The organism is Sphingomonas sp., assembly GCF_017744835.1.
Taxonomy (GTDB): domain Bacteria; phylum Pseudomonadota; class Alphaproteobacteria; order Sphingomonadales; family Sphingomonadaceae; genus Sphingomonas.
This window is the reverse complement of record NZ_JAGIAM010000005.1, coordinates 110,088-128,809: the sequence shown is the minus strand read 5'-3', so window position 1 is coordinate 128,809 and position 18,722 is coordinate 110,088. Positions and strand designations below refer to the sequence as shown.

General features: G+C 68.1%; 19 protein-coding genes and 1 riboswitch. Of the genes, 13 read left to right on the top strand and 6 right to left on the bottom strand.

Features of this window, described 5'->3' with window-relative positions:
• Positions 1-44: 44 nt before the first annotated feature.
• The 3 genes from J7500_RS15815 to J7500_RS15805 are packed head-to-tail and all read right to left on the bottom strand — an operon-like array spanning position 45 to position 4,611.
• Complete coding sequence (locus J7500_RS15815; protein WP_294062884.1) at positions 45-1,829, bottom strand: long-chain fatty acid--CoA ligase; 1,785 nt, start codon at positions 1,827-1,829, stop codon at positions 45-47.
• A gap of 34 nt (positions 1,830-1,863) precedes the next feature.
• Complete coding sequence (ggt, locus tag J7500_RS15810; protein ID WP_294062883.1) at positions 1,864-3,582, bottom strand: gamma-glutamyltransferase; 1,719 nt, start codon at positions 3,580-3,582, stop codon at positions 1,864-1,866.
• 45 nt (positions 3,583-3,627) lie between these two features.
• Positions 3,628-4,611, bottom strand: a complete 984-nt coding sequence (locus J7500_RS15805; protein WP_294062881.1) for a quinone-dependent dihydroorotate dehydrogenase — start codon at positions 4,609-4,611, stop codon at positions 3,628-3,630.
• 260 nt (positions 4,612-4,871) lie between these two features.
• Between J7500_RS15805 and J7500_RS15800 the strand changes: the two genes are divergently transcribed.
• The 13 genes from J7500_RS15800 (at position 4,872) to J7500_RS15740 (ending at position 15,252) form a co-directional block, all read left to right on the top strand.
• Complete coding sequence (locus J7500_RS15800) at positions 4,872-5,765, top strand: DUF6597 domain-containing transcriptional factor (RefSeq protein ID WP_294062880.1); 894 nt, start codon at positions 4,872-4,874, stop codon at positions 5,763-5,765.
• Positions 5,766-5,806: 41 nt separating this feature from the next.
• Entirely contained in the window at positions 5,807-6,250 is a 444-nt protein-coding gene (locus J7500_RS15795; RefSeq protein WP_294062879.1) for an Rrf2 family transcriptional regulator, read from the top strand.
• Positions 6,250-7,713, top strand: a complete 1,464-nt coding sequence (gene sufB, locus J7500_RS15790) for a Fe-S cluster assembly protein SufB (protein ID WP_294062878.1) — start codon at positions 6,250-6,252, stop codon at positions 7,711-7,713. Before J7500_RS15795 ends, sufB begins: the two co-directional genes overlap by 1 nt.
• Positions 7,710-8,216, top strand: a complete 507-nt coding sequence (locus tag J7500_RS15785) for a hypothetical protein (RefSeq protein WP_294062877.1) — start codon at positions 7,710-7,712, stop codon at positions 8,214-8,216. The genes sufB and J7500_RS15785 overlap by 4 nt, the downstream gene beginning before the upstream one ends.
• Positions 8,213-8,638, top strand: a complete 426-nt coding sequence (locus J7500_RS15780) for a hypothetical protein (protein WP_294062876.1) — start codon at positions 8,213-8,215, stop codon at positions 8,636-8,638. The genes J7500_RS15785 and J7500_RS15780 overlap by 4 nt, the downstream gene beginning before the upstream one ends.
• A 26-nt stretch (positions 8,639-8,664) precedes the next feature.
• The gene (gene sufC, locus J7500_RS15775; RefSeq protein WP_294062874.1) at positions 8,665-9,408 is read left to right on the top strand and encodes a Fe-S cluster assembly ATPase SufC; all 744 of its coding nucleotides are present in this window, start codon (positions 8,665-8,667) and stop codon (positions 9,406-9,408) included.
• Positions 9,409-9,520: 112 nt separating this feature from the next.
• Positions 9,521-10,603 (top strand): SufD family Fe-S cluster assembly protein, encoded by a 1,083-nt coding sequence (locus tag J7500_RS15770; protein WP_294062872.1) that lies wholly within the window; start codon positions 9,521-9,523, stop codon positions 10,601-10,603.
• Between the two features lie 133 nt (positions 10,604-10,736).
• Positions 10,737-11,948: a cysteine desulfurase gene (locus tag J7500_RS15765; protein ID WP_294062871.1), complete on the top strand. Its 1,212-nt coding sequence runs from the start codon at positions 10,737-10,739 to the stop codon at positions 11,946-11,948.
• Positions 11,945-12,418: an SUF system Fe-S cluster assembly protein gene (locus tag J7500_RS15760; protein ID WP_294062870.1), complete on the top strand. Its 474-nt coding sequence runs from the start codon at positions 11,945-11,947 to the stop codon at positions 12,416-12,418. The genes J7500_RS15765 and J7500_RS15760 overlap by 4 nt, the downstream gene beginning before the upstream one ends.
• 130 nt (positions 12,419-12,548) lie before the next feature.
• A complete protein-coding gene (locus tag J7500_RS15755) occupies positions 12,549-12,905 on the top strand; it encodes an iron-sulfur cluster assembly accessory protein (protein ID WP_294062869.1) in 357 nt (118 codons plus the stop codon).
• A 334-nt stretch (positions 12,906-13,239) separates the two neighbouring features.
• Positions 13,240-14,310, top strand: coding sequence for an L-glyceraldehyde 3-phosphate reductase (mgrA, locus tag J7500_RS15750; protein ID WP_294062868.1), 1,071 nt, complete (start codon positions 13,240-13,242; stop codon positions 14,308-14,310).
• A gap of 7 nt (positions 14,311-14,317) precedes the next feature.
• Entirely contained in the window at positions 14,318-14,788 is a 471-nt protein-coding gene (locus J7500_RS15745; protein WP_294062867.1) for a GreA/GreB family elongation factor, read from the top strand.
• Positions 14,785-15,252, top strand: a complete 468-nt coding sequence (locus J7500_RS15740; RefSeq protein ID WP_294062866.1) for a YbaK/EbsC family protein — start codon at positions 14,785-14,787, stop codon at positions 15,250-15,252. Before J7500_RS15745 ends, J7500_RS15740 begins: the two co-directional genes overlap by 4 nt.
• On the opposite strand, the gene J7500_RS15735 is transcribed toward J7500_RS15740, so the two are convergent.
• The 3 genes from J7500_RS15735 to J7500_RS15725 form a co-directional block, all read right to left on the bottom strand.
• The gene (locus J7500_RS15735; protein WP_294062865.1) at positions 15,253-16,302 is read right to left on the bottom strand and encodes a low specificity L-threonine aldolase; all 1,050 of its coding nucleotides are present in this window, start codon (positions 16,300-16,302) and stop codon (positions 15,253-15,255) included.
• Positions 16,303-16,358: 56 nt separating this feature from the next.
• A riboswitch (SAM-I-IV-variant riboswitch) is annotated at positions 16,359-16,468 on the bottom strand.
• Between the two features lie 39 nt (positions 16,469-16,507).
• A complete protein-coding gene (dinB, locus tag J7500_RS15730; RefSeq protein ID WP_294062864.1) occupies positions 16,508-17,572 on the bottom strand; it encodes a DNA polymerase IV in 1,065 nt (354 codons plus the stop codon).
• 57 nt (positions 17,573-17,629) lie between these two features.
• Complete coding sequence (locus J7500_RS15725; RefSeq protein ID WP_294062863.1) at positions 17,630-18,577, bottom strand: phosphatase PAP2 family protein; 948 nt, start codon at positions 18,575-18,577, stop codon at positions 17,630-17,632.
• Between the last annotated feature and the right edge of the window lie 145 nt (positions 18,578-18,722).

Sequence of the window (18,722 nt, the reverse complement as noted above, 5' to 3'; positions counted from 1 at the left end):
TCGCCGTTCCTGGGTCCCCGCCTTCGCGGGGATGACGGCTGGCCTCAATACAGCGCGTCGAGCCGCTCGCCGTAGACCTTCTTCAGCACGTGCCGGCGGATCTTGAGGCTGGGCGTGAGCTGCTCGTTCTCGATCGCGAACGGCTCGTCGGCGATGATGAATTTCCGCACGCGCTCGATCACCGACAAGTCGCGGTTCACCCGCTCCACCGCATGGCCCAGCGCGGCCTTGTAGTCCGGATCGTGCGCCAGGTCCTTGAAGTGGCACGGAGTCGCGGTCTTCGCGCACCATTCCGCCGTCCATTCGGGATCGGGGACGAGCACCGCGGTCATATAGGGCTTCTTGTCGCCCGCGATCATCGCCTGGACGATTTCGGGCTGCAGCGTGAGCATGCCCTCGACCTTCTGCGGCGCGACATTGTCGCCCTTGTCGTTGACGATGATGTCCTTCTTGCGGTCGGTGATCTTGATCCGGCCCTTCTCGTCGATCAGCCCGATGTCGCCGGTGTGGAGCCAGCCGTCCTTGAGCACGCGCGCGGTCTCGGCCTCGTTGCGCCAATAGCCGTGCATCACCAACTCGCCGCGCACCAGGATTTCGCCGTCCTCGGCGATCTTCACTTCGACGTCGTCGAGCGGCGGCCCGACCGTGTCGTGCTTGAGCCCGGCCTTGGGGCGGTTGCACGAGATCACCGGCGCGGCCTCGGTCTGGCCGTAGCCCTGGAGGAAAGTGAGCCCGATCGATTCGAAGAACTGGCCGACCTCGGGATTGAGCGGCGCGCCGCCCGAGACCATCGCCTTGATCCGGCCGCCGAAGCGCTTGGCCAGCTTGGGCCGCAGCGTCGCGTTGACCAGCAGGTTCATCGGCAGGTCGAGCACCGAATCGGTCCCAGCGGCCTTCTTGCCGCCCAGCCGCACGGCCTGGTCGAGCAGGAAATTGGCGAGCTTGCCCTGCTTCTCCACCTGCTTGGTGATGCGCGTGCGCAGCACCTCGAACAGGCGCGGCACCACCACCATGATCGTGGGGCGGACTTCCTCGATGTTCGAGGCGAGCTTCTCCAGCCCTTCCGAATAATAGATCTGCGCGCCGAGCCCGATCGGGAAATGCTGCCCGCCGGTGTGCTCATAGGCGTGGGAGAGGGGAAGGAAGGAGAGGAACACCTCGTCGTCCCAGCCGAAATCCTCGGCGATCACCGCGCAGCAGCCCGCGACATTGTGCAGGATCGCGCCGTGGTGCTGCATCACGCCGCGCGGGCTTCCGCCGGTGCCGCTGGTGTAGATGATGCAGGCGAGGTCTTCGCGCTTGAAATTGGCCTGTGCGGCGACGGTCTCGGGATCGGCCGGGTGGCGCGCGATCAGTTCGCGCCAGTCGTGGAAGTCCATCGAGCCCGATTGCGCGGCGCGCAGGTCTTCGATCCCGATCACCATCCGCGCCGAAGAGGCGCGGATCACCGCGGGCAGCAGCGTGCGCGCGAGCTTGGCGTTGGAGACGACGACCGCGCAGGCGCCCGAATTCTCGATGATGTGTTGGTGATCGCGCTCGGTATTGGTGGTGTAGGTGGGCACGGTCACGCAGCCCGCGGCCATGATCGCGAGGTCGGTGATGCACCATTCGGGGCGGTTCTCGGCGACCAGCATCACGCGGTCGCCCGGCTTGAGCCCCAGCGCCTGCAGCCCGGTGGCGAGGCTCGCCACCTGGCGCGCGGCCTCCGCCCAGCTGGTCGGATGCCAGCTGCCGCCAGACTTGTGCCACAGGAACGGCTTGTCGCCGAGCTCGCGGGCGCGGGTGAAGAACATCTCCACCAGATTGTTGAAACGTTCGAGCTTGCGCATTCCTCTCCCTTCGGGCGCCGTTGCCGCGTCCCTGTTATTCCGACGGCCGGTTCGGCTGCGTGCCGAAACGCGTGATCTCGGTCACACGGCCGTCCTCGTGCATCGCCACGCCTTCGCTGCGCGGATCGGCGGCGCCGGCCCAATGGCCGTTCACGCGCTCGATCGCGTTCGCCTTCAGCCCCAGCGGCGCCACCTCGACGCGCTGGCCCAGGGCCCGCAGCGCCGGGACCATCGCCTCGCGCTCGGTGCCCCTTTCGGCCGTGGCGACCGGCCCGGGCGCATAGAGCAGGCCCAGCGCGATCGCGTCCTGCGCCGAAAGCTTCCAGTCGACCACGCCGATGATCGCCTTGGCGACCTGGGCGATGATCGTCGAGCCGCCCGCCGCGCCGACCGCGAGGCGAACCTTGCCATCGGGGCCGTAAACGATCGTGGGGGCCATTGAGCTGCGTGGGCGCTTGCCGCCCTCGACTCGATTGGCCACCCAATAGCCGTCGCGCTCGGGGACGATGTCGAAATCGGTGAGCTCGTTGTTGAGCATCACGCCGTCGACCGACAGGCCCGATCCGAACGGTCCTTCGATCGTGGTGGTCACCTGCGCGATGTTGCCCGCGCCGTCGGCGACCGAGAGCGAGGTCGTGCCCGGGACTTCGCTGGCGGGGACGCGGACGCGCTTCGGCGCGCCCGGCGGCGTGCCGGGGTTAACCTCCGTCAGCGCGTGCCTCGGATCGATCAGCGCCGAGCGCGAGGCGAGATAATGCGGGTCGAGCAGGCCCTTGAGCGGCACCGAGACGAAGTCGGGGTCGCCCACGTACATGTCGCGATCGGCATAGGCGAGGCGCGAGCTGTCGGCGAACAGATGCCAGGCGACGGGCGAATCCTTGCCCAGCGCGGCCATGTCGAAGCGCTCGAGCTGCTTCAGGATCATCATCACGGTGACGCCCCCGGAGGAGGGCGGGCCCATCGAGCAGATCTTGTAGCGGCGATAGCTGCTGCACAGCACCGGCCGGTCCTTGGCCTCATAGGAAGCGAGGTCGCCCAGCGTCATGCGCGAGGGATTGCGCGCGGCGTTGTTGACCGTGTTCACCAGCTTCTGCGCCTGCGGGCCGACATAGAAGCTGTCGGGGCCCTGCCGGGCGACGCGCTCGAGCAGCGCCGCCTGGTCGGGATTGCGGACATGCGCGCCGACCGGCAGCGGCTTGCCGTCGGGGCCGTAGAAGATGGCGCGGACGCCGGCATCGACATGGCGGGCATAGGAGCGCAGCGCGTTGTTGAACCGCGGCGACACATCGAAGCCGTCGCGCGCCAGCCGGATCGCCGGCTCGAACAGGGTCGCCCAGGGGAGCTTGCCGCTGCGGTGATGGGCCAGCGCCATCGCGCGGAGCGTGCCCGGCACGCCGACGCTGCGCCCGCCGGGGACCGCGTCTTCGTGGTTCAGCGGCTTGCCGTCGGGGCCGAAGAACCAGTGCGGCGTGGCGGCCATCGGTGCCGCCTCGCGCCCGTCGACCGTGGTGGTGCGCTTGGCCTTGGCGTCATATTGGACGAAGAAGGCGCCGCCGCCGATGCCCGCGCTCTGCGGCTCGACGACGTTGAGCGCGAGCATCGTCGCGATCGCCGCGTCGGTCGCGGTGCCCCCCTTGCGGAGGATTTCGACACCCGCGGCGGCCGCGCGCGGATCCGCGGCGCTCACGATTCCCTGGGCCAGCGCTGCATGCGGAAGCAGCAGCGCAACGAGCGCGACGATCAGTCTCTTCATCGCCCTAGCCGTAGCGGGCTTTGGCGCGGCGGCAAAGCCGCTACGTCAGCGGGAGTCGAGGCCGTTCAGTATCTCGCGTACCAATCCGGGCCCGCGATAGACGAGCGCGCTGTAGATCTGGACGAGCACCGCGCCGCCTTCGAGCCGGCGTTTCGCCTCGTCGGCGCTGTCGATCCCGCCGGCCGAGATCAGCGGCAGCGTGCCGCCGCTCGCCTCACGCGCCTCGGCCAGCTTGGCGCGGGCGAGTTCGCGCAACGGTGCGCCCGAAAGCCCGCCGGTCTCGCTGGCGTTGGCGGAGCGCAACGTCTCGGGCCGCGAGATGGTGGTGTTGGAGACGATCAGCGCGTCGACGCGATTGTCGATCGCCGCGCGCACGGCGCCGTCGATCCCGGCGCGGTCGAGGTCGGGCGCGATCTTGAGGAAGAGCGGTGTCTTGCCGCGCGCCGCGTCGCAGGCGGCCAGCAGCTCGTCGAGCGCGGGGCGCGACTGGAGATCGCGCAGGCCCGGCGTGTTGGGCGAGCTGACATTGATCGTGATGTAATCGGCATGCGCCGCGGCCTTGCCGACGCCCAGCGCGTAATCGGCCACGCGATCGGTCGAATCCTTGTTCGCTCCCACGTTGATGCCGAGCACGCCGGCGCGCTTCTTCAGCCGCGCGACTCGGGCGAGCGCCGCGTCGATGCCGTGGTTGTTGAACCCCATGCGATTGATCACCGCCTCGTCCTCCGCGAGCCGGAACAGCCGCGGGCGCGGGTTGCCGGGCTGGGGGCGGGGCGTGAGCGTACCCACTTCGACGGCGCCGAACCCGAGTCCGAAAAGCCCGGCGATTGCCTCGGCATCCTTGTCGAGCCCGGCGGCGAGCCCGACCGGGTTGGGGAAGTCGATTCCCGCGAGGCGGACGCCCGCCGATCGCGGCGAGTCGCCGAACGGCGCGCCCGCCGCTCCCCAGAGCGACAGCGCCTTTATCGTGGCGCGGTGGGCAGTCTCGGCGTCGAGCGCGAACAGGGCGGAGCGGAGCGGATAGGCCATCAAAACACGCCCTTTGCATTTGCTTCGGCGCAATGTCGAATCCGTCCAATACTTGGGAACGGGGTGTGGCTAGAGAGGCTCTGCGACCCGAGGGGTTCCACTTAACGGGGGGAACCCTTTCCACTTTGGCCCGGCCGAGAAATCGGCCGGGCCATCTTTTATCCGCGCAATGAAGCGGATATAGGCGCTCCCTAAGGGGACTGCTGAGTGGGGACTCAGAGATAATGCGGGGCGCCACCCCTAAGACACCACGGGCCGAGATGCTGCGCTTTGCGGCGCCGGGCCATCCGACGACCGAAGCCAAGCGTGCTACCGGGCGGCTGTTGCCGCACGTCGCCTTCTTCTACCTGTTCCGCTGCGACGACCCCGAATATCACGGAGTCGAGCGCATCGACCTGGGCCAGATTCGCTTCATGACGCGCGGGGAGGGCGAGATGACCTACCCCGACGGCCATGTCGAGAAGCTCAAGCCGATCATGGTCGCGGGCCCCGGCACCGGCGCTGCCAGCTTCACGCTGCGCGGACCGGTCGAGGTGTTCGGCGTGGTGCTGCGCGCGATGGGCTGGAAGGCGATGATCGGCCTGCCCGCGCACAAGTTCACCGATCACATCATCGACGGCAGCAAGCTGTTCTGCGAGCGCGCGCCCGAGCTGCTTGAGCGGATGCGCGAGATGACGACGCTCGACGAGATGATCTCGGGCATCGCGCCGCTGCTGATCATGCGCCAGGAGGAAGTGAAGCCGGTCCCCGAGCCGCACTATCCCTTCCTGCTCGCGGTGCGCGAATGGGCGGCGAGCGAGGATGTGAGCATCGACGAGCTATATGCGCGCATCCACGCCACCAGCGGGCTCGGCGAGCGCCAGGTCCAGCGGCTGTGCCTCGAATATTTCGGCGGCCCGCCGACCAAGCTCAAGCGCAAGTTCCGTGCGGCCCGCGCCGCGATGAAGATCTATCGCGGCGCGCCGCTCGACGATGTGCTGATGCCCTTCGCCGACCAGTCGCACATGATCAACGAGGTCAAGCACTTCACCGGCTACACGCCGACGACGCTCAAGACGAGCAACGACCCGGCGCTCGCGATGACGCTCGACAACGAGAATTTCCACGTGCTGCCCGGCGTGATCCCCGAACCGGTTGACCTTCGGAGCAACTGACGCCATCTGCAATCGGACGGAATCAATCCGATTGTGAGTAGATGCGTCTTTCGAGCCTTGCCGACTATGCCGTGGTGATGATGGCCGCAGCCGCGCGCCATTGCGGCCAAGCCGGGCTCTGCCCGGCGTCGAGGCAAATGACGCCGGGCCGGCTCAACGCGACGTTGCTCTCGGAAGAGACCGGGCTGCCGCTGCCGACGGTGCAGAAGCTGGTGAGCAAGCTTTCCGCCGCCGGGCTGATCGAGAGCGCGCGCGGCACGGGCGGTGGCTTCCGGCTCGCGCGGCCGCCGGCGGCGATCTCGATCGCCGACATCGTCGAGGCGATCGAAGGGCCGATCGCGATGACGGCCTGCGTCGATACCGGCAAGCACGACTGCGCGGTCGAAGGTTCATGCCGCGTCAAGCCGCACTGGAATGTAGTGAATGGCGCCGTCAAGGGCGCGCTCGCGGGGGTCAGCCTCGCCAGTCTGAGTGGGAATGCCTGATGGCCACCAAGAATGCCGAGGCGCTCGCCGCCGCCAACAAGAAGTACGAGTGGGGCTTCGCCTCGGACGTCGAGCAGGAGTTCGCGCCCAAGGGCCTCACCGAGGACACGATCCGCTACATCTCGGCCAAGAAGGGCGAGCCCGAGTGGATGCTCGACTGGCGCCTCAAGGCCTTCCGCTCGTGGCAGGAGATGACGCTTCCCGAATGGGCCAAGCTGTCGATCCCGCACATCGACTATCAGGACGCCTATTACTATGCCGAGCCCAAGAAGAAGCCGACGCTGACGTCGCTCGACGAGCTCGATCCCGAGATCCGGCGCACCTATGAGAAGCTCGGCATCCCGATCGAGGAGCAGAAGGTCCTCGCCGGCGTCGAGGGTGCACGCAAGGTCGCGGTCGACGCAGTGTTCGACTCGGTTTCGGTCGCCACCACCTTCCGCAAGGAGCTGGAGGAGGCCGGGGTGATCTTCCGCTCGATCAGCGAGGCGATCCGCGAATACCCCGATCTCGTCCGCAAGTGGCTCGGCAAGGTCGTGCCCGTGCGCGACAACTTCTATTCCGCGCTCAACGCGGCGGTCTTCTCCGACGGCACCTTCGTCTATGTGCCCGAGGGCGTGCGCTGCCCGATGGAGCTCAGTACCTATTTCCGCATCAACGCCGAGAACACCGGCCAGTTCGAGCGCACGCTGATCGTCGCCGACAAGGGCGCCTACGTCTCCTATCTCGAGGGTTGCACCGCCCCGATGCGCGACGAGAACCAGCTCCACGCCGCGGTGGTCGAGCTGGTCGCGCTCGACGACGCCGAGATCAAATATTCGACCGTCCAGAACTGGTATCCCGGCGACGAGAACGGCGTGGGGGGCATCTTCAACTTCGTGACCAAGCGCGCTCTGTGCGCCGGCAAGAACTCGAAGGTGAGCTGGACCCAGGTCGAGACCGGTAGCGCGATCACCTGGAAGTACCCGAGCTGCATCCTCCAGGGCGACGGCTCGGTCGGCGAATTCTATTCGGTCGCGGTGACCAACGGCCGGCAGCAGGCCGATACCGGCACCAAGATGCTCCACCTCGGCAAGAACACCCGCTCGACGATCGTGTCGAAGGGCATTTCGGCCGGCCGCAGCGACAATACCTATCGCGGCAAGGTGCTCGTCCAGGCCGGCGCCGAGAACGTCCGCAACTTCACGCAGTGCGACAGCCTGCTGCTCGGCGACCAGTGCGGCGCGCACACCGTGCCCTATATCGAGGTCAAGAACCCCTCCGCCCAGATCGAGCATGAGGCGACCACCTCGAAGATCAGCGAGGACCAGATGTTCTACGCGATGCAGCGCGGGCTCGACCAGGAGGCCGCGGTCGCGCTGATTGTCAACGGCTTCGCCAAGGAAGTCCTCCAGCAGCTGCCGATGGAATTCGCCGTCGAGGCGCAGAAGCTGCTCGGCATCAGCCTCGAAGGCTCGGTGGGATGATCCTCGCGGCGGCGGCCCTGCTTCTCGCGCAACAGGCGACCCCAGCGCCCGCGGCCGAGCCCGAGGGCGAGGAAATCGTCGTGCGTGCGACGCTGGGCCATACCGTCATGCTGTTCGACAAGGGCGCCGACGGGCGGCTGCGCAATTGCCGCGTGATGGTGTCGAGCGGCAGCGACCGCCGCGATACCGAGGCCTGCCAGGCGACGCCGGTCTGCTACGAGAAGACCCGCGACACCGTCACCGAATGCGTCGAGCTCGCCTTTGTGGAGACGCGCGCCGACGCGCCCTCGCCTCCGGCCGCGGCCAAGACTCCGGTGTTCGACGCGCCGCAGTTCGTGAAGCCCCAGACGCCGCCTTCGCCAACGGCCATCGGCCCCACCGGCGCCGCGGAGGAGAGCCGCGAGACCGAGCGCCAGCGGGTCAAGCTTCCGCCGCTGCCCAAGCCGCCGAGCGACGGCCCGGTCATCCGGGTCACCACCGCGGGACAGGAGAATAGGGAATGAGTATCGCGTATCTGATCGCCGTCGCGCTCCAGGCCACGGCCGGCGGGGTGGTGGTGGAGAATGTCCCGCAGATCGGCATCGCCACGCGCCATGCACGCTGCATCGTGCGCCAGGTCGGCGTCGCCCCCGCCGACGAGGCGGCGCGCGCGTCGAAGGTGCAGGAGGCGGTCCGCGGCTGCCGCGCCTTTATCGAGAATGATTTCACTCAGGGCCGCGTCATGGTCGGCGACCGTCCGGTCAACCGCCGCTGGTGGGGCCGCATGCAGGCGACGCTCGACGCGGTCGAGGCTGACGTCGCCGCCGCGATCGCCACCGAGAAGCAGTACAAGATCATCTGGGAGCTGCCCGACGGCGCGCGGGTGGACGCCTATGCCGCCCCCGAGCCGCTGACGCGCATCCGCCTCCTCACCGTTCCGCTCTGAGCGCGGCCCCAAGCACAGGAATGACAATGCTGAAGATCACCGACCTCCGCGCCGAAGTGGACGGCAAGGAAATTCTCAAGGGCCTGAGCCTCGAAGTGAAGGCGGGCGAGGTCCACGCCATCATGGGCCCCAACGGCGCCGGCAAGTCGACGCTCGGCTATGTGCTGGGCGGCCGCGGCGGCTATGAGGCCACCGGCGGCACCGTCAGCTTCGAGGGCGAAGACCTGCTCGAGATGGAACCGCACGAGCGCGCCGCGGCGGGGCTGTTCCTCGGCTTCCAATATCCGGTCGAGATCCCCGGCATCTCCAACGTCCAGTTCCTCCGCGAGGCGCTCAATTCGCAGCGCCGCGCGCGCGGCGAGGCGCCGCTCTCGGGCGCCGAGTTCCTCAAGCTCGCCCGCAGCCAGGCCGATGCGCTCGGCATGGACCAGGAAATGCTCAAGCGTCCGGTCAACGTCGGCTTCTCGGGCGGCGAGAAGAAGCGCAACGAGATGGTCCAGATGGGCATTCTCGGCCCCAAGCTCGCGATCCTCGACGAGACCGATTCGGGCCTCGACATCGACGCGCTCAAGGCAGTGGGCGAGGGCATCAACCGCATCATGCGTGCGCCCGACAAGGCAGTGCTGCTGATCACTCACTATCAGCGCCTGCTCGACTATGTCCGCCCCGACTTCGTCCACGTCCTCGCCGACGGCCGCGTCGTCCGCTCGGGCGGCCCCGAGCTGGCGCTCGAGCTCGAGGCGCAGGGTTACGGAGCAGTGGCGGCATGAGCGCTCCCCGCGCCGAAGGCGCCTTCTCTCCCTTGCTCCGCGTCTCCGCGTCTCCGCGTGAACAGAAAGTCGATTTCACGCGGAGGCGCGGAGGCGCGGAGGAGGTTCGCCCGTGACCACACTCGAACTCCCCTCGCCGCGTCTGGAGGAATGGCGCTGGGCGGATATGCAGGCGCTGCGCGCTGCTGCCGACGCCGAGCCGCGTGAGACCGGCATCGATCCCGCCGACCTGTTCCTCGACATCGAAGGCCCGCGCCTGCTCTTCGTCGACGGCGTGTTCGAGCCCGCGCACAGCCGCCCGGGCCGCGTGCAGGTCACCCGGCTGGTCGCGCAGACCGATCACCCGCTCGGCCAGCTCGCCGAGGGCGAGGGGTGGAGCCTGACGCTCGGCGCCCAGGAGGCCGTTACCAACATCCAGATCGTCCATCTCGGCAGCGGCGGCGAGAGCCATGTCCCCGCGCGCATCCTGCTCCAGGAGGATGCCGTCGCCTCGGTGGTCGAGACCTATGCCGGCGCCGGCTGGGCCAACCGGCTGACGCAGATCGTCCTCGGCCGCGGCGCGCGGCTGATGCGCTCGGTGCGGCTGCTCCAGGCAGGCGGCTTCGTGTCGCTGCGCGACGAGGCCGAGATCGGCGAGGCCGCCAGCCTTGCCTCGATATTCCTCGGCGCCGGCAACATGGGCAGCCGGATCGACGGCGCGCTGACGCTCACCGGCAAGGGTGCCTTCGCCGAGATGGGCGGCGCGCTGCTCACTTCGGGCACGCAGAAGCAGGAAGCCGCGGTCGCGGTGCGGCACGAGAATGTCGAGGGCACCTCGCGCCAGCTCTGGCGCGCAGTCGCCGCCGATCGCTCGGTCGCCAGCCTCGCCGCACGTGTCGAAGTCGCGCGCGGCGCGCAGCAGACCGACGGCGAACAGTCGCTGCGTGGGCTGCTGCTCCAGCGCTCGGCTACGGTGAACTTGAAGCCCGAGCTCGAGATCTTCGCCGACGACGTGAAATGCGCGCACGGCGCCACGGTCGGCGAGCTCGACAAGCGCGCGCTCTTCTATCTCCAGAGCCGCGGCGTCACTGAAGCCCGCGCCAAGGCGCTGCTCACCCGCGCCTTCGTCGCCGACGCCATGGCGCGGATCGGCGAGGAAGCCGTCCGCGCGGCGTTCGAGGCCGACGCGGATCAATGGCTGGAGGGGGCGCTGTGAGGGTGTTTCATATATTCCCCCTCCCGCTCGCGGCAGGGGGCAGGGGGTGGGCCCCCGCTCTCCAATTGCTGGATCGCTCGTGGATGGCGGGGGCCCACCCCCCAGCCCCCTCCCGCGCGCGGGAGGGGGCGTTATGACGGTCGCCACCGACACCCGTCCTTTGGACCTCCTCGCGGACTTCCCCGCCATCCCCGCCGGCTGGCACTATCTCGACACCGCCGCGACCTCGCAGAAGCCGCAGCCGGTGCTCGACGCGATCGCCCGTGCCTATGGCGAGACCTACGCCACCGTCCACCGCGGCGTGTACCAGCGCTCGGCCGACATGACGCTGGCGTTCGAGGCGGCGCGCAAGCGGGTCGCGGAGTTCATCGGCGGCACTCCGCAAGAGACCATCTTCGTCCGCGGCGCGACCGAGGGGATCAACCTCGTCGCTGAGTGCTGGGCAGGCAGCCAGCTCGAGGCGGGCGACCGGATCCTGCTGTCGACGCTCGAGCATCATTCGAACATCGTCCCCTGGCAGATGGCCGCCGAGAAGGTCGGTGCAGCCATCGACGTGGTGCCGCTCACGCCGGACCACCGCATCGATCTCGACGCGATGGAAGCGATGCTGACCGACCGGCACAAGCTCGTTGCGCTCGCGCATGTCTCCAACGTGCTCGGCTCGGTGCTCGACGCCAGGCGCGCGGTGGCGCTGGCGCACAAGGTCGGCGCGAAGATCCTGCTCGACGGCTGCCAGGCCGTGCCGCGCATGGCGGTGGACGTCGCCGATCTCGGCTGCGACTTCTACGTCTTCTCGGGCCACAAGCTCTACGGGCCCACCGGCATCGGCGTGCTCTGGGGCCGCTACGAGCTGCTCGACGCGATGCCGCCATACCAGGGCGGCGGATCGATGATCGATCGCGTCACCTTCGCCAGGACGACCTATGCCCCGCCGCCGGGCCGGTTCGAGGCGGGGACGCCGCACATCGTCGGCGTCGTCGGGCTCCACGCCGCGATCGACTATGTCGATTCGATCGGCCTCGACCGCATCCATGCGCACGAGACTGCGCTGGTGCGCGAGGCGCGCGCGGCGCTTTCGCAAATCAACAGCGTCCGGCTGTTCGGGCCCGAGGACAGCGCCGGCATCGTCAGCTTCGCGGTCGAGGGGGTGCATCCGCACGACGTCGCCACCATCTTGGACGAGGGCCAGGTGGCGATCCGTGCGGGGCACCACTGCGCCCAGCCGCTGATGGACGCGCTCGGCGTGCCCGCCACCGCGCGGGCGAGCTTCGGGGTGTATAATGGTCCGCGCGACATCGCCGCGCTGGCCGAGGGTATTCAAAGGGTTACGAGGATCTTCGGGTGAACGAGGAACGCAAGATCACGATTCAGGAAGTCGATGCCGTCGAGGCGCCGCCCAAGGCGCGCGTCGAGGATGCGGGGGACGCGCGCGAGAGCTTCGAGCGCAAGCGCGACTATCTCGCCGGCTTCCTGTCGCAGAAGCCCGAGCCCCAGGGCGCGGGCGAGCCGGGGGGCGAGCTCTACGAAGCGGTCATCGATGCGCTCAAGGAGATCTACGATCCCGAGATCCCGGTGAACATCTATGATCTCGGGCTGATCTACGGCGTCGACGTGACTGCCGACGGCCATGCCGCGGTGACGATGACGCTCACCACGCCGCATTGCCCGGTGGCGGAATCGATGCCGGGCGAAGTCGAGCTGCGCGTCGGCTCGGTGCCCGGAATCGGCAGCGCCGAAGTCAACCTCGTCTGGGATCCGCCGTGGGACCCGCAGAAGATGAGCGACGAGGCCAAGCTGGAACTGGGGATGCTGTAATTAATGAGCCCCCTCCCGCGCGCGGGAGGGGGTTGGGGGTGGGCCCCCGCTCTCCACCGGAGACCCCGCTGCGGCCGGGCGCCCACCCCTCGGTCCCCTCCCGCAAGCGGGAGCGGAAGGAGGAATTGAAATGACCGAAGCAACCACTCGCCAACGCCCCGCCGCGCTCCACCTGACCGAGCGCGCGGAGAAGCGCATCGCCGATCTGATGGCCAAGGCGCCGGAGGGCGTCGTCGGCGTCAAGCTGTCGACCCCGCGTCGCGGCTGCTCGGGGCTGGCCTATTCGGTCGATTACGTCACCGAGGCCAAGCCCTTCGACGAGAAGATCGAGACCCCCGGGGGCACTTTCTTCGTCGACGGCGCCTCGGTGCTCTACCTGATCGGCTCGACGATGGACTGGGTCGAGGACGATTTCACTGCCGGCTTCGTCTTCCAGAACCCCAACGCCAAGGGCAGCTGCGGCTGCGGCGAGAGCTTCACGGTCTAGGTCGTCTATCGATCACCGCACCCCGGCGAAGGCGGGCCCAATTGCGGTGCGCCCGCGAAGGCGCGGCGCCGTTGCGGCCGGGCCGGGCCTTCGCCAGGGTACAGGAAACGGGTTCAGCTTTGTACCTGAAGCGGCTAGTCAGGCGGGCCGTTCGCAACCTCTGTCCTACACGCCCGAATTATGCCATGTTGCCGATATGTTCTGCGCCTCGATACACCAACGGTACCTGCTTGCGCGTAACAATATTCCACCAGTCAGTAACATAATGATTCAATTCGCGGGAAAAGTGGGAAGCTAGGCCCGGCGAATCCAACATCCAAAGGTGAGTGAGACCATGCCCTATCCCCAGCCCTGGCACGCCGATCCCGCCCGCTACGACGGGCGCATGCCCTATCGCCGCTGCGGCCGCTCGGGGCTCGACCTGCCGGCGATCAGCCTGGGGCTGTGGCAGAATTTCGGCGGGGCGGACGTGTTCGAGACCGGCCGCGCGATGCTGCGCCGCGCATTCGATCGCGGCGTCACGCACTTCGATCTCGCCAACAATTACGGCCCGCCCTACGGCTCGGCCGAGGAGAATTTCGGCCGCGTGATGGCGGCGGACTTCGCCAGCCACCGCGACGAGCTGGTGATCTCGACCAAGGCCGGCTGGGACATGTGGCCCGGGCCGTACGGTGACGTCGGCGGCAGCCGCAAATATCTGATCGCATCGTGCGACCAGAGCCTCAAGCGGATGGGGCTCGACTATGTCGACATCTTCTATTCGCACCGCGTCGACCCCAAGACCCCGCTCGAGGAGACGATGGGCGCGCTCGCGCACATCCACCAGCAGGGCAAGGCGCTCTATGTCGGCATCTCGAGCTATTCGCCCGAGCTGACGCGCCGGGCCGCGGCGATCCTTGCCGAGTACAAGGTGCCGCTGCTCATCCACCAGCCGAGCTATTCGATGCTCAACCGCTGGGTGGAGGAAGAATTGCTCGACACGCTCGGCGAGCTCGGCACCGGCTGCATCGCCTTCTCGCCGCTCGCGCAGGGCATGCTCACCTCGAAATATCTCGGCGGCGTGCCGGCGGACGCGCGCGCGGCCAAGGGCGGGTCGCTCGGCCAGCACCTGCTGAGCGAGCAGAACCTTGCGCACATCCGCGCGCTCGACGCGATCGCCCGGCGCCGCGGCCAGACGCTCGCGCAGATGGCGATCGCCTGGGTGCTGCGCGATCCGCGCGTCACTTCGGCGCTGATCGGCGCGCGCACCGTCGAGCAGCTCGACGATTCGCTCGACGCCGTGAACAATCTCGCCTTCTCGCCCGAGGAGCTGGCCGAGATCGACCGCCACGCCACCGAGGGCGGGATCGACCTGTGGAAAGTCTCCTCCACGCTGGAGGAACTGCCGGCCACGCCCGCCGGTTGACTGTCACATGAGTGTAGCATTCCGCCGCGAGAGCGATGAGGAACACAAGGAACCGAAGTTCGAGCTCCCGCTGCCGGCGGGACCGAACATCGTCACGCGCCGCGGGCTCGCGCTGATCGAGGCCAAGGTGGCGGAGCTCGAAGCCGCAGTCGCTGCCGAGACCGAGGAGGAGCCGCGCGAGGCGCTCCGCCGCGAGCTGCGCTACTGGCACACGCGCCACGCCACCGCCGAGGTCGCGCCGCCGCCCGAGGAGGGCGTGGCCGCGATCGGCACGCGCGTGCGTATCCGGCTGAACGGCGCGGAGAAGACCATCGATATCGTCGGCCATGACGAGGCCGATCCCGCGGCGGGCCGACTCGCCTTCGCTGCGCCGCTCGCCCAGGCTCTGGTGGGCGCCGAGGAAGGCGAGCGAGCCGACTTCAACGGCAAGCCGGAAGCTATCGAAATCCTCGAGGTTCGCGCTATTCCGGAGGCATGAGCTTCGAATCCGCGCACGCCTGGCTCGCCGAGCAGGCTCCCGATCTCCGCATCATCGACCAGGGCCGCAGCACCGCTACCGTCGCCGAAGCCGCCGAGGCGCTCGGCGTCGAGCCCGCCCGGATCGCCAAGACGCTGGCGCTGCGCGTCGGCGACGCAGTGATGCTGGTGGTCGCCCGCGGCGACGCCCGGCTCGACAATGCCAAGACCAAGGCGGCGTTCGGCGGCCGCCCGCGCATGCTCGACGCCGAGGAGACGCTCGCGCGCACCGGTCATGCCGTCGGCGGCGTCTGCCCCTTCGGCCTCGCCGAGCCGCTGCCGGTCTATTGCGACGTGTCGCTCCGCGCGTTCGACACGGTCTTCCCCGCGGCAGGCTCGCGCACCAGCTCGGTCGAGGTCGCCCCCGAACGGCTGGCGGACCTGGTGGCGAAGGGCTGGGTCGATATCTGCAAGCTGCCCGACTGATCAGGCCGCCAGCAGCGCGTCCTCGGCACACGCCACGATATCCGCCGCCAGTGCATCGACCCGCGCCGGATCGGCGTCCCAGGCGAACATGAACCGCGCCCCGCCGCCGATGAAGGTATAGAAGCGCCACCCGCGGCGCCGCAGCCCTTCGAGCACCGGCTCGGGTGCGGTGAGGAACACCGCGTTGGCCTCCACCGGGAACATCAGCTCGACGCCCGGCAACCCCTCGATCGCCCCGGCGAGCCGCCTCGCACAGGCATTGCCGTGCTCGGCGTTGCGCAGCCACGCCCCGCTCTCCAGCATCCCGACCCAGGGCGCCGAGAGGAAGCGCATCTTGGAGGCGAGCTGCCCCGCCTGCTTGCAGCGATAGTCGAAGTCCTCGGCCAGCGCGCGATCGAAGAAGATCACGGCCTCGCCCACCGCCATGCCGTTCTTGGTCCCGCCGAAGCACAGCACGTCGACGCCCGCCTGCCAAGTCACTTCGGCGGGCGTGCAGCCCAGATGCGCGCAGGCATGGGCGAAGCGCGCGCCGTCCATGTGGAGCTTGAGACCCAGCTCGCGGCACACCGCCGACAGCGCGCGGATCTCGTCGATCGAATAGACCTGCCCCGTCTCGGTCGGCTGGGTGATCGTCACCACGCGCGGCTTGGGGAAGTGGATGTCGCCGCGGCTGGTCGCGAGCGCGCGAACCGCCTCGGGCGTCAGCTTGCCGTCGGCACTCTGGGCGACGAGCAGCTTGGAGCCGTTGGAGAAGAACTCGGGCGCGCCGCACTCGTCGGTCTCGACGTGCGCCTGCGACGAGCAGATCACGCTGTGATAGGATTGGCAGAGTGCCGCCAGCGCCAGCGAATTGGCCGCGGTGCCGTTGAAGGCGAAGAACACCTCGCAATCGCTGTCGAACAGCTTGCGGAAGGCGTCGGCCGCGCGCTGGGTCCACGCATCCTCGCCGTACGCGGGCGTCGAGCCCGAATTCGCCGCCGCCATCGCCTCCCAGGCCTCGGGGCACACCCCGGCATAATTGTCGCTGGCGAACTGCTGGTCGTGAGTCATGTGCACGCGTCGTCCTTGTCCTGGTACCCGCACCAGAAAGACGGTTCGACGCTCGGCATGGTCCCGTTTGTTGCCGGTCCGGCCACATCCTCCCGCTGTCACGGAAGCACCACCTTGCTCGGGGGCAGGTTGGTGTCGGGCGTCGACCCGACTCTTGATGTCGCGCCTCCGATAGCCGCCGGCGCGGCGGCCATCAAGGGGGCACTCAGAACAGCGGCAGCTCGGCCTCGACCAGCGCATCGAAGTTGGAGACGGTCACGCCGACCAGCCTGATCCCCACTTCGGTCGGCAGCACGCTGCGGATCAGCGCGAGCGCCGTCGCGTGCAGCGTCTCGCGGCTGTCGACCGGCGAGGCCTGGCTGCGGCTGCGCGTGATGATGCGGAAGTCGCGATACTTGACCTTCACCGTCACCGTGCGCCCGAACATCTGCGCCTTCTCGCACCAGGCCCAGACGTCGTCGGCCATGCGCAGCACGCCGGCCTCGACGTCGGGAGACTGAATCAGGTCCTCGTTGAAGGTCGTCTCCGAACCCGAGGACTTGCGCACGCGGTCAGGCTCCACCGGCCGGTCGTCCTCGCCGCGCGCGATTGCATGATACCAGCCTGCCGAGCTGCCGAAATGCGCGCGCAGGAAGTCGAGCGACTTGGCGCGCAGGTCGGCACCCGTGACGATCCCCAGCCGTTCCATCTTGCGCGCGGTTACCGGCCCCACGCCGTGGAAACGCGCGACCGGCAGCGTCTCCACCCAGGCCGCGCCCATCTCGGGCGTCACCGCGAACTGGCCGTTGGGCTTGCGATGGTCCGAGGCGAGCTTGGCGAGGAACTTGTTGTACGAGATGCCGGCCGAGGCAGTGAGCCCGGTCTCCTCGAGGATGCGCGCCCGGATCTCCTTCGCGGTCGCCCAGGCAGTGGGCAGCCCACGCTTGTTCTCGGTCACGTCGAGATAGGCTTCGTCGAGCGAGAGCGGCTGGATGCGATCGGTATAGTCGGCGAAGATCGCATGGATCTGGCGCGAGACCGCCTTGTAGACGTCGAACCGCGCGCGGACGAACACCAGGTCGGGGCAGCGCCGCAGCGCCGTCACCGAGGGCAGCGCCGATCGCACCCCGAACTTGCGCGCCTCATAGCTCGCCGCTGCGACCACGCCGCGCGGGCTGGGCGATCCCACCGCCACGGGCTTGCCCTTCAGCGAAGGATCGTCGCGCTGCTCCACCGACGCGTAGAAGGCGTCCATGTCGACATGGATGATCTTCCGCACGGGCACGCTCATGCCGCGCTTCTAGCGAGTCGCGAACGGATGGGGAACGATGTTCTTGCCGCGGGGCGCCTAGACGCCGTGAAGCGGAGCCGTTCGCTGTGGGAGCCGGGCGGCTAGTATCGCCGCGGCCTGCCAATTAAAGAGCAGGATAAGGCCGAGCGCCAGCGCCGTCCCGGCCAGGATGTCGATGGCGTAGTGCGCACCCCAGACCGGCGTACCGGCGATCATCGTCATATTGATGGCCAGCGAGAGCACGAACAACAGCGGCTTGCCGCGCGAGCACCAGATCAGGATCACGCCCATCGCGGTGTGGAATGACGGAATCGATACCATGCCCGGAAGATGCTGGAGGTCGAGCACGTGGAACGGATCGGATCTCAGCTCTTCCAGAAGGCGCACGCATTCCGTTCCGGTTTTTCCGGCGAGGACATGATCGAACAAATAGGGTGGGGGTGCATAATGCGCCATCGCGGCGCGCGCGGGCATCAACATGCCGAGCACGATGGTGAGGATCGCCGCGGCGAGGAAGAGCAGCACGAACTCGCGCGCGCGTTCGGGGCCCTTGAATACCAGCAGCAGCAGGAATGCCGCGGACGAATATTGCGTCAGGTTCTGATACGCCATTTCGGTGGCGCGCAGCAGGAACGGATGCGCGTCCATCCACAGCACATAGGAAACCCAGTCGAACCCGATCGCCGCGTCGGCCGCGGCGAGGCTCCCGTCGGCGATCGGCATCGGAATGGTCATGGTGAGGTGATTGAGGATGCGCAGCAGCGGCCAGGCCCCCAATGTGATCGCGATGCCGCTGAGCAGCATGAAGAAGGTCGGGCGCTGCCTGAAATGATAGGCGCCGCCAAGGAGCACCCCGCACAGCAGGACCGTCCGAACAAGCGTCGGAATATCCTTCGGCGCCAGCGATAGCGGTGTGAGCGCCAGCCAGAGGACATCCACCGCGGCCACCCCCGCCAGGGCAAACCAGACCCATCGCGGCCAATCAAGGGATCGTTCGTCGCTCATGTGCCCGTATTGACCGGAGCAGGTTTAGATTTGGTGAGCAGCGGACCTCTTTGAACCAATGCTGCCTGTAAGTAATGCTGTCCAACTGGTGCGAAACGAACTTTGCAGCTGGCAGGTTTGTTAACTGCCGAGGCGTATGCTCTGT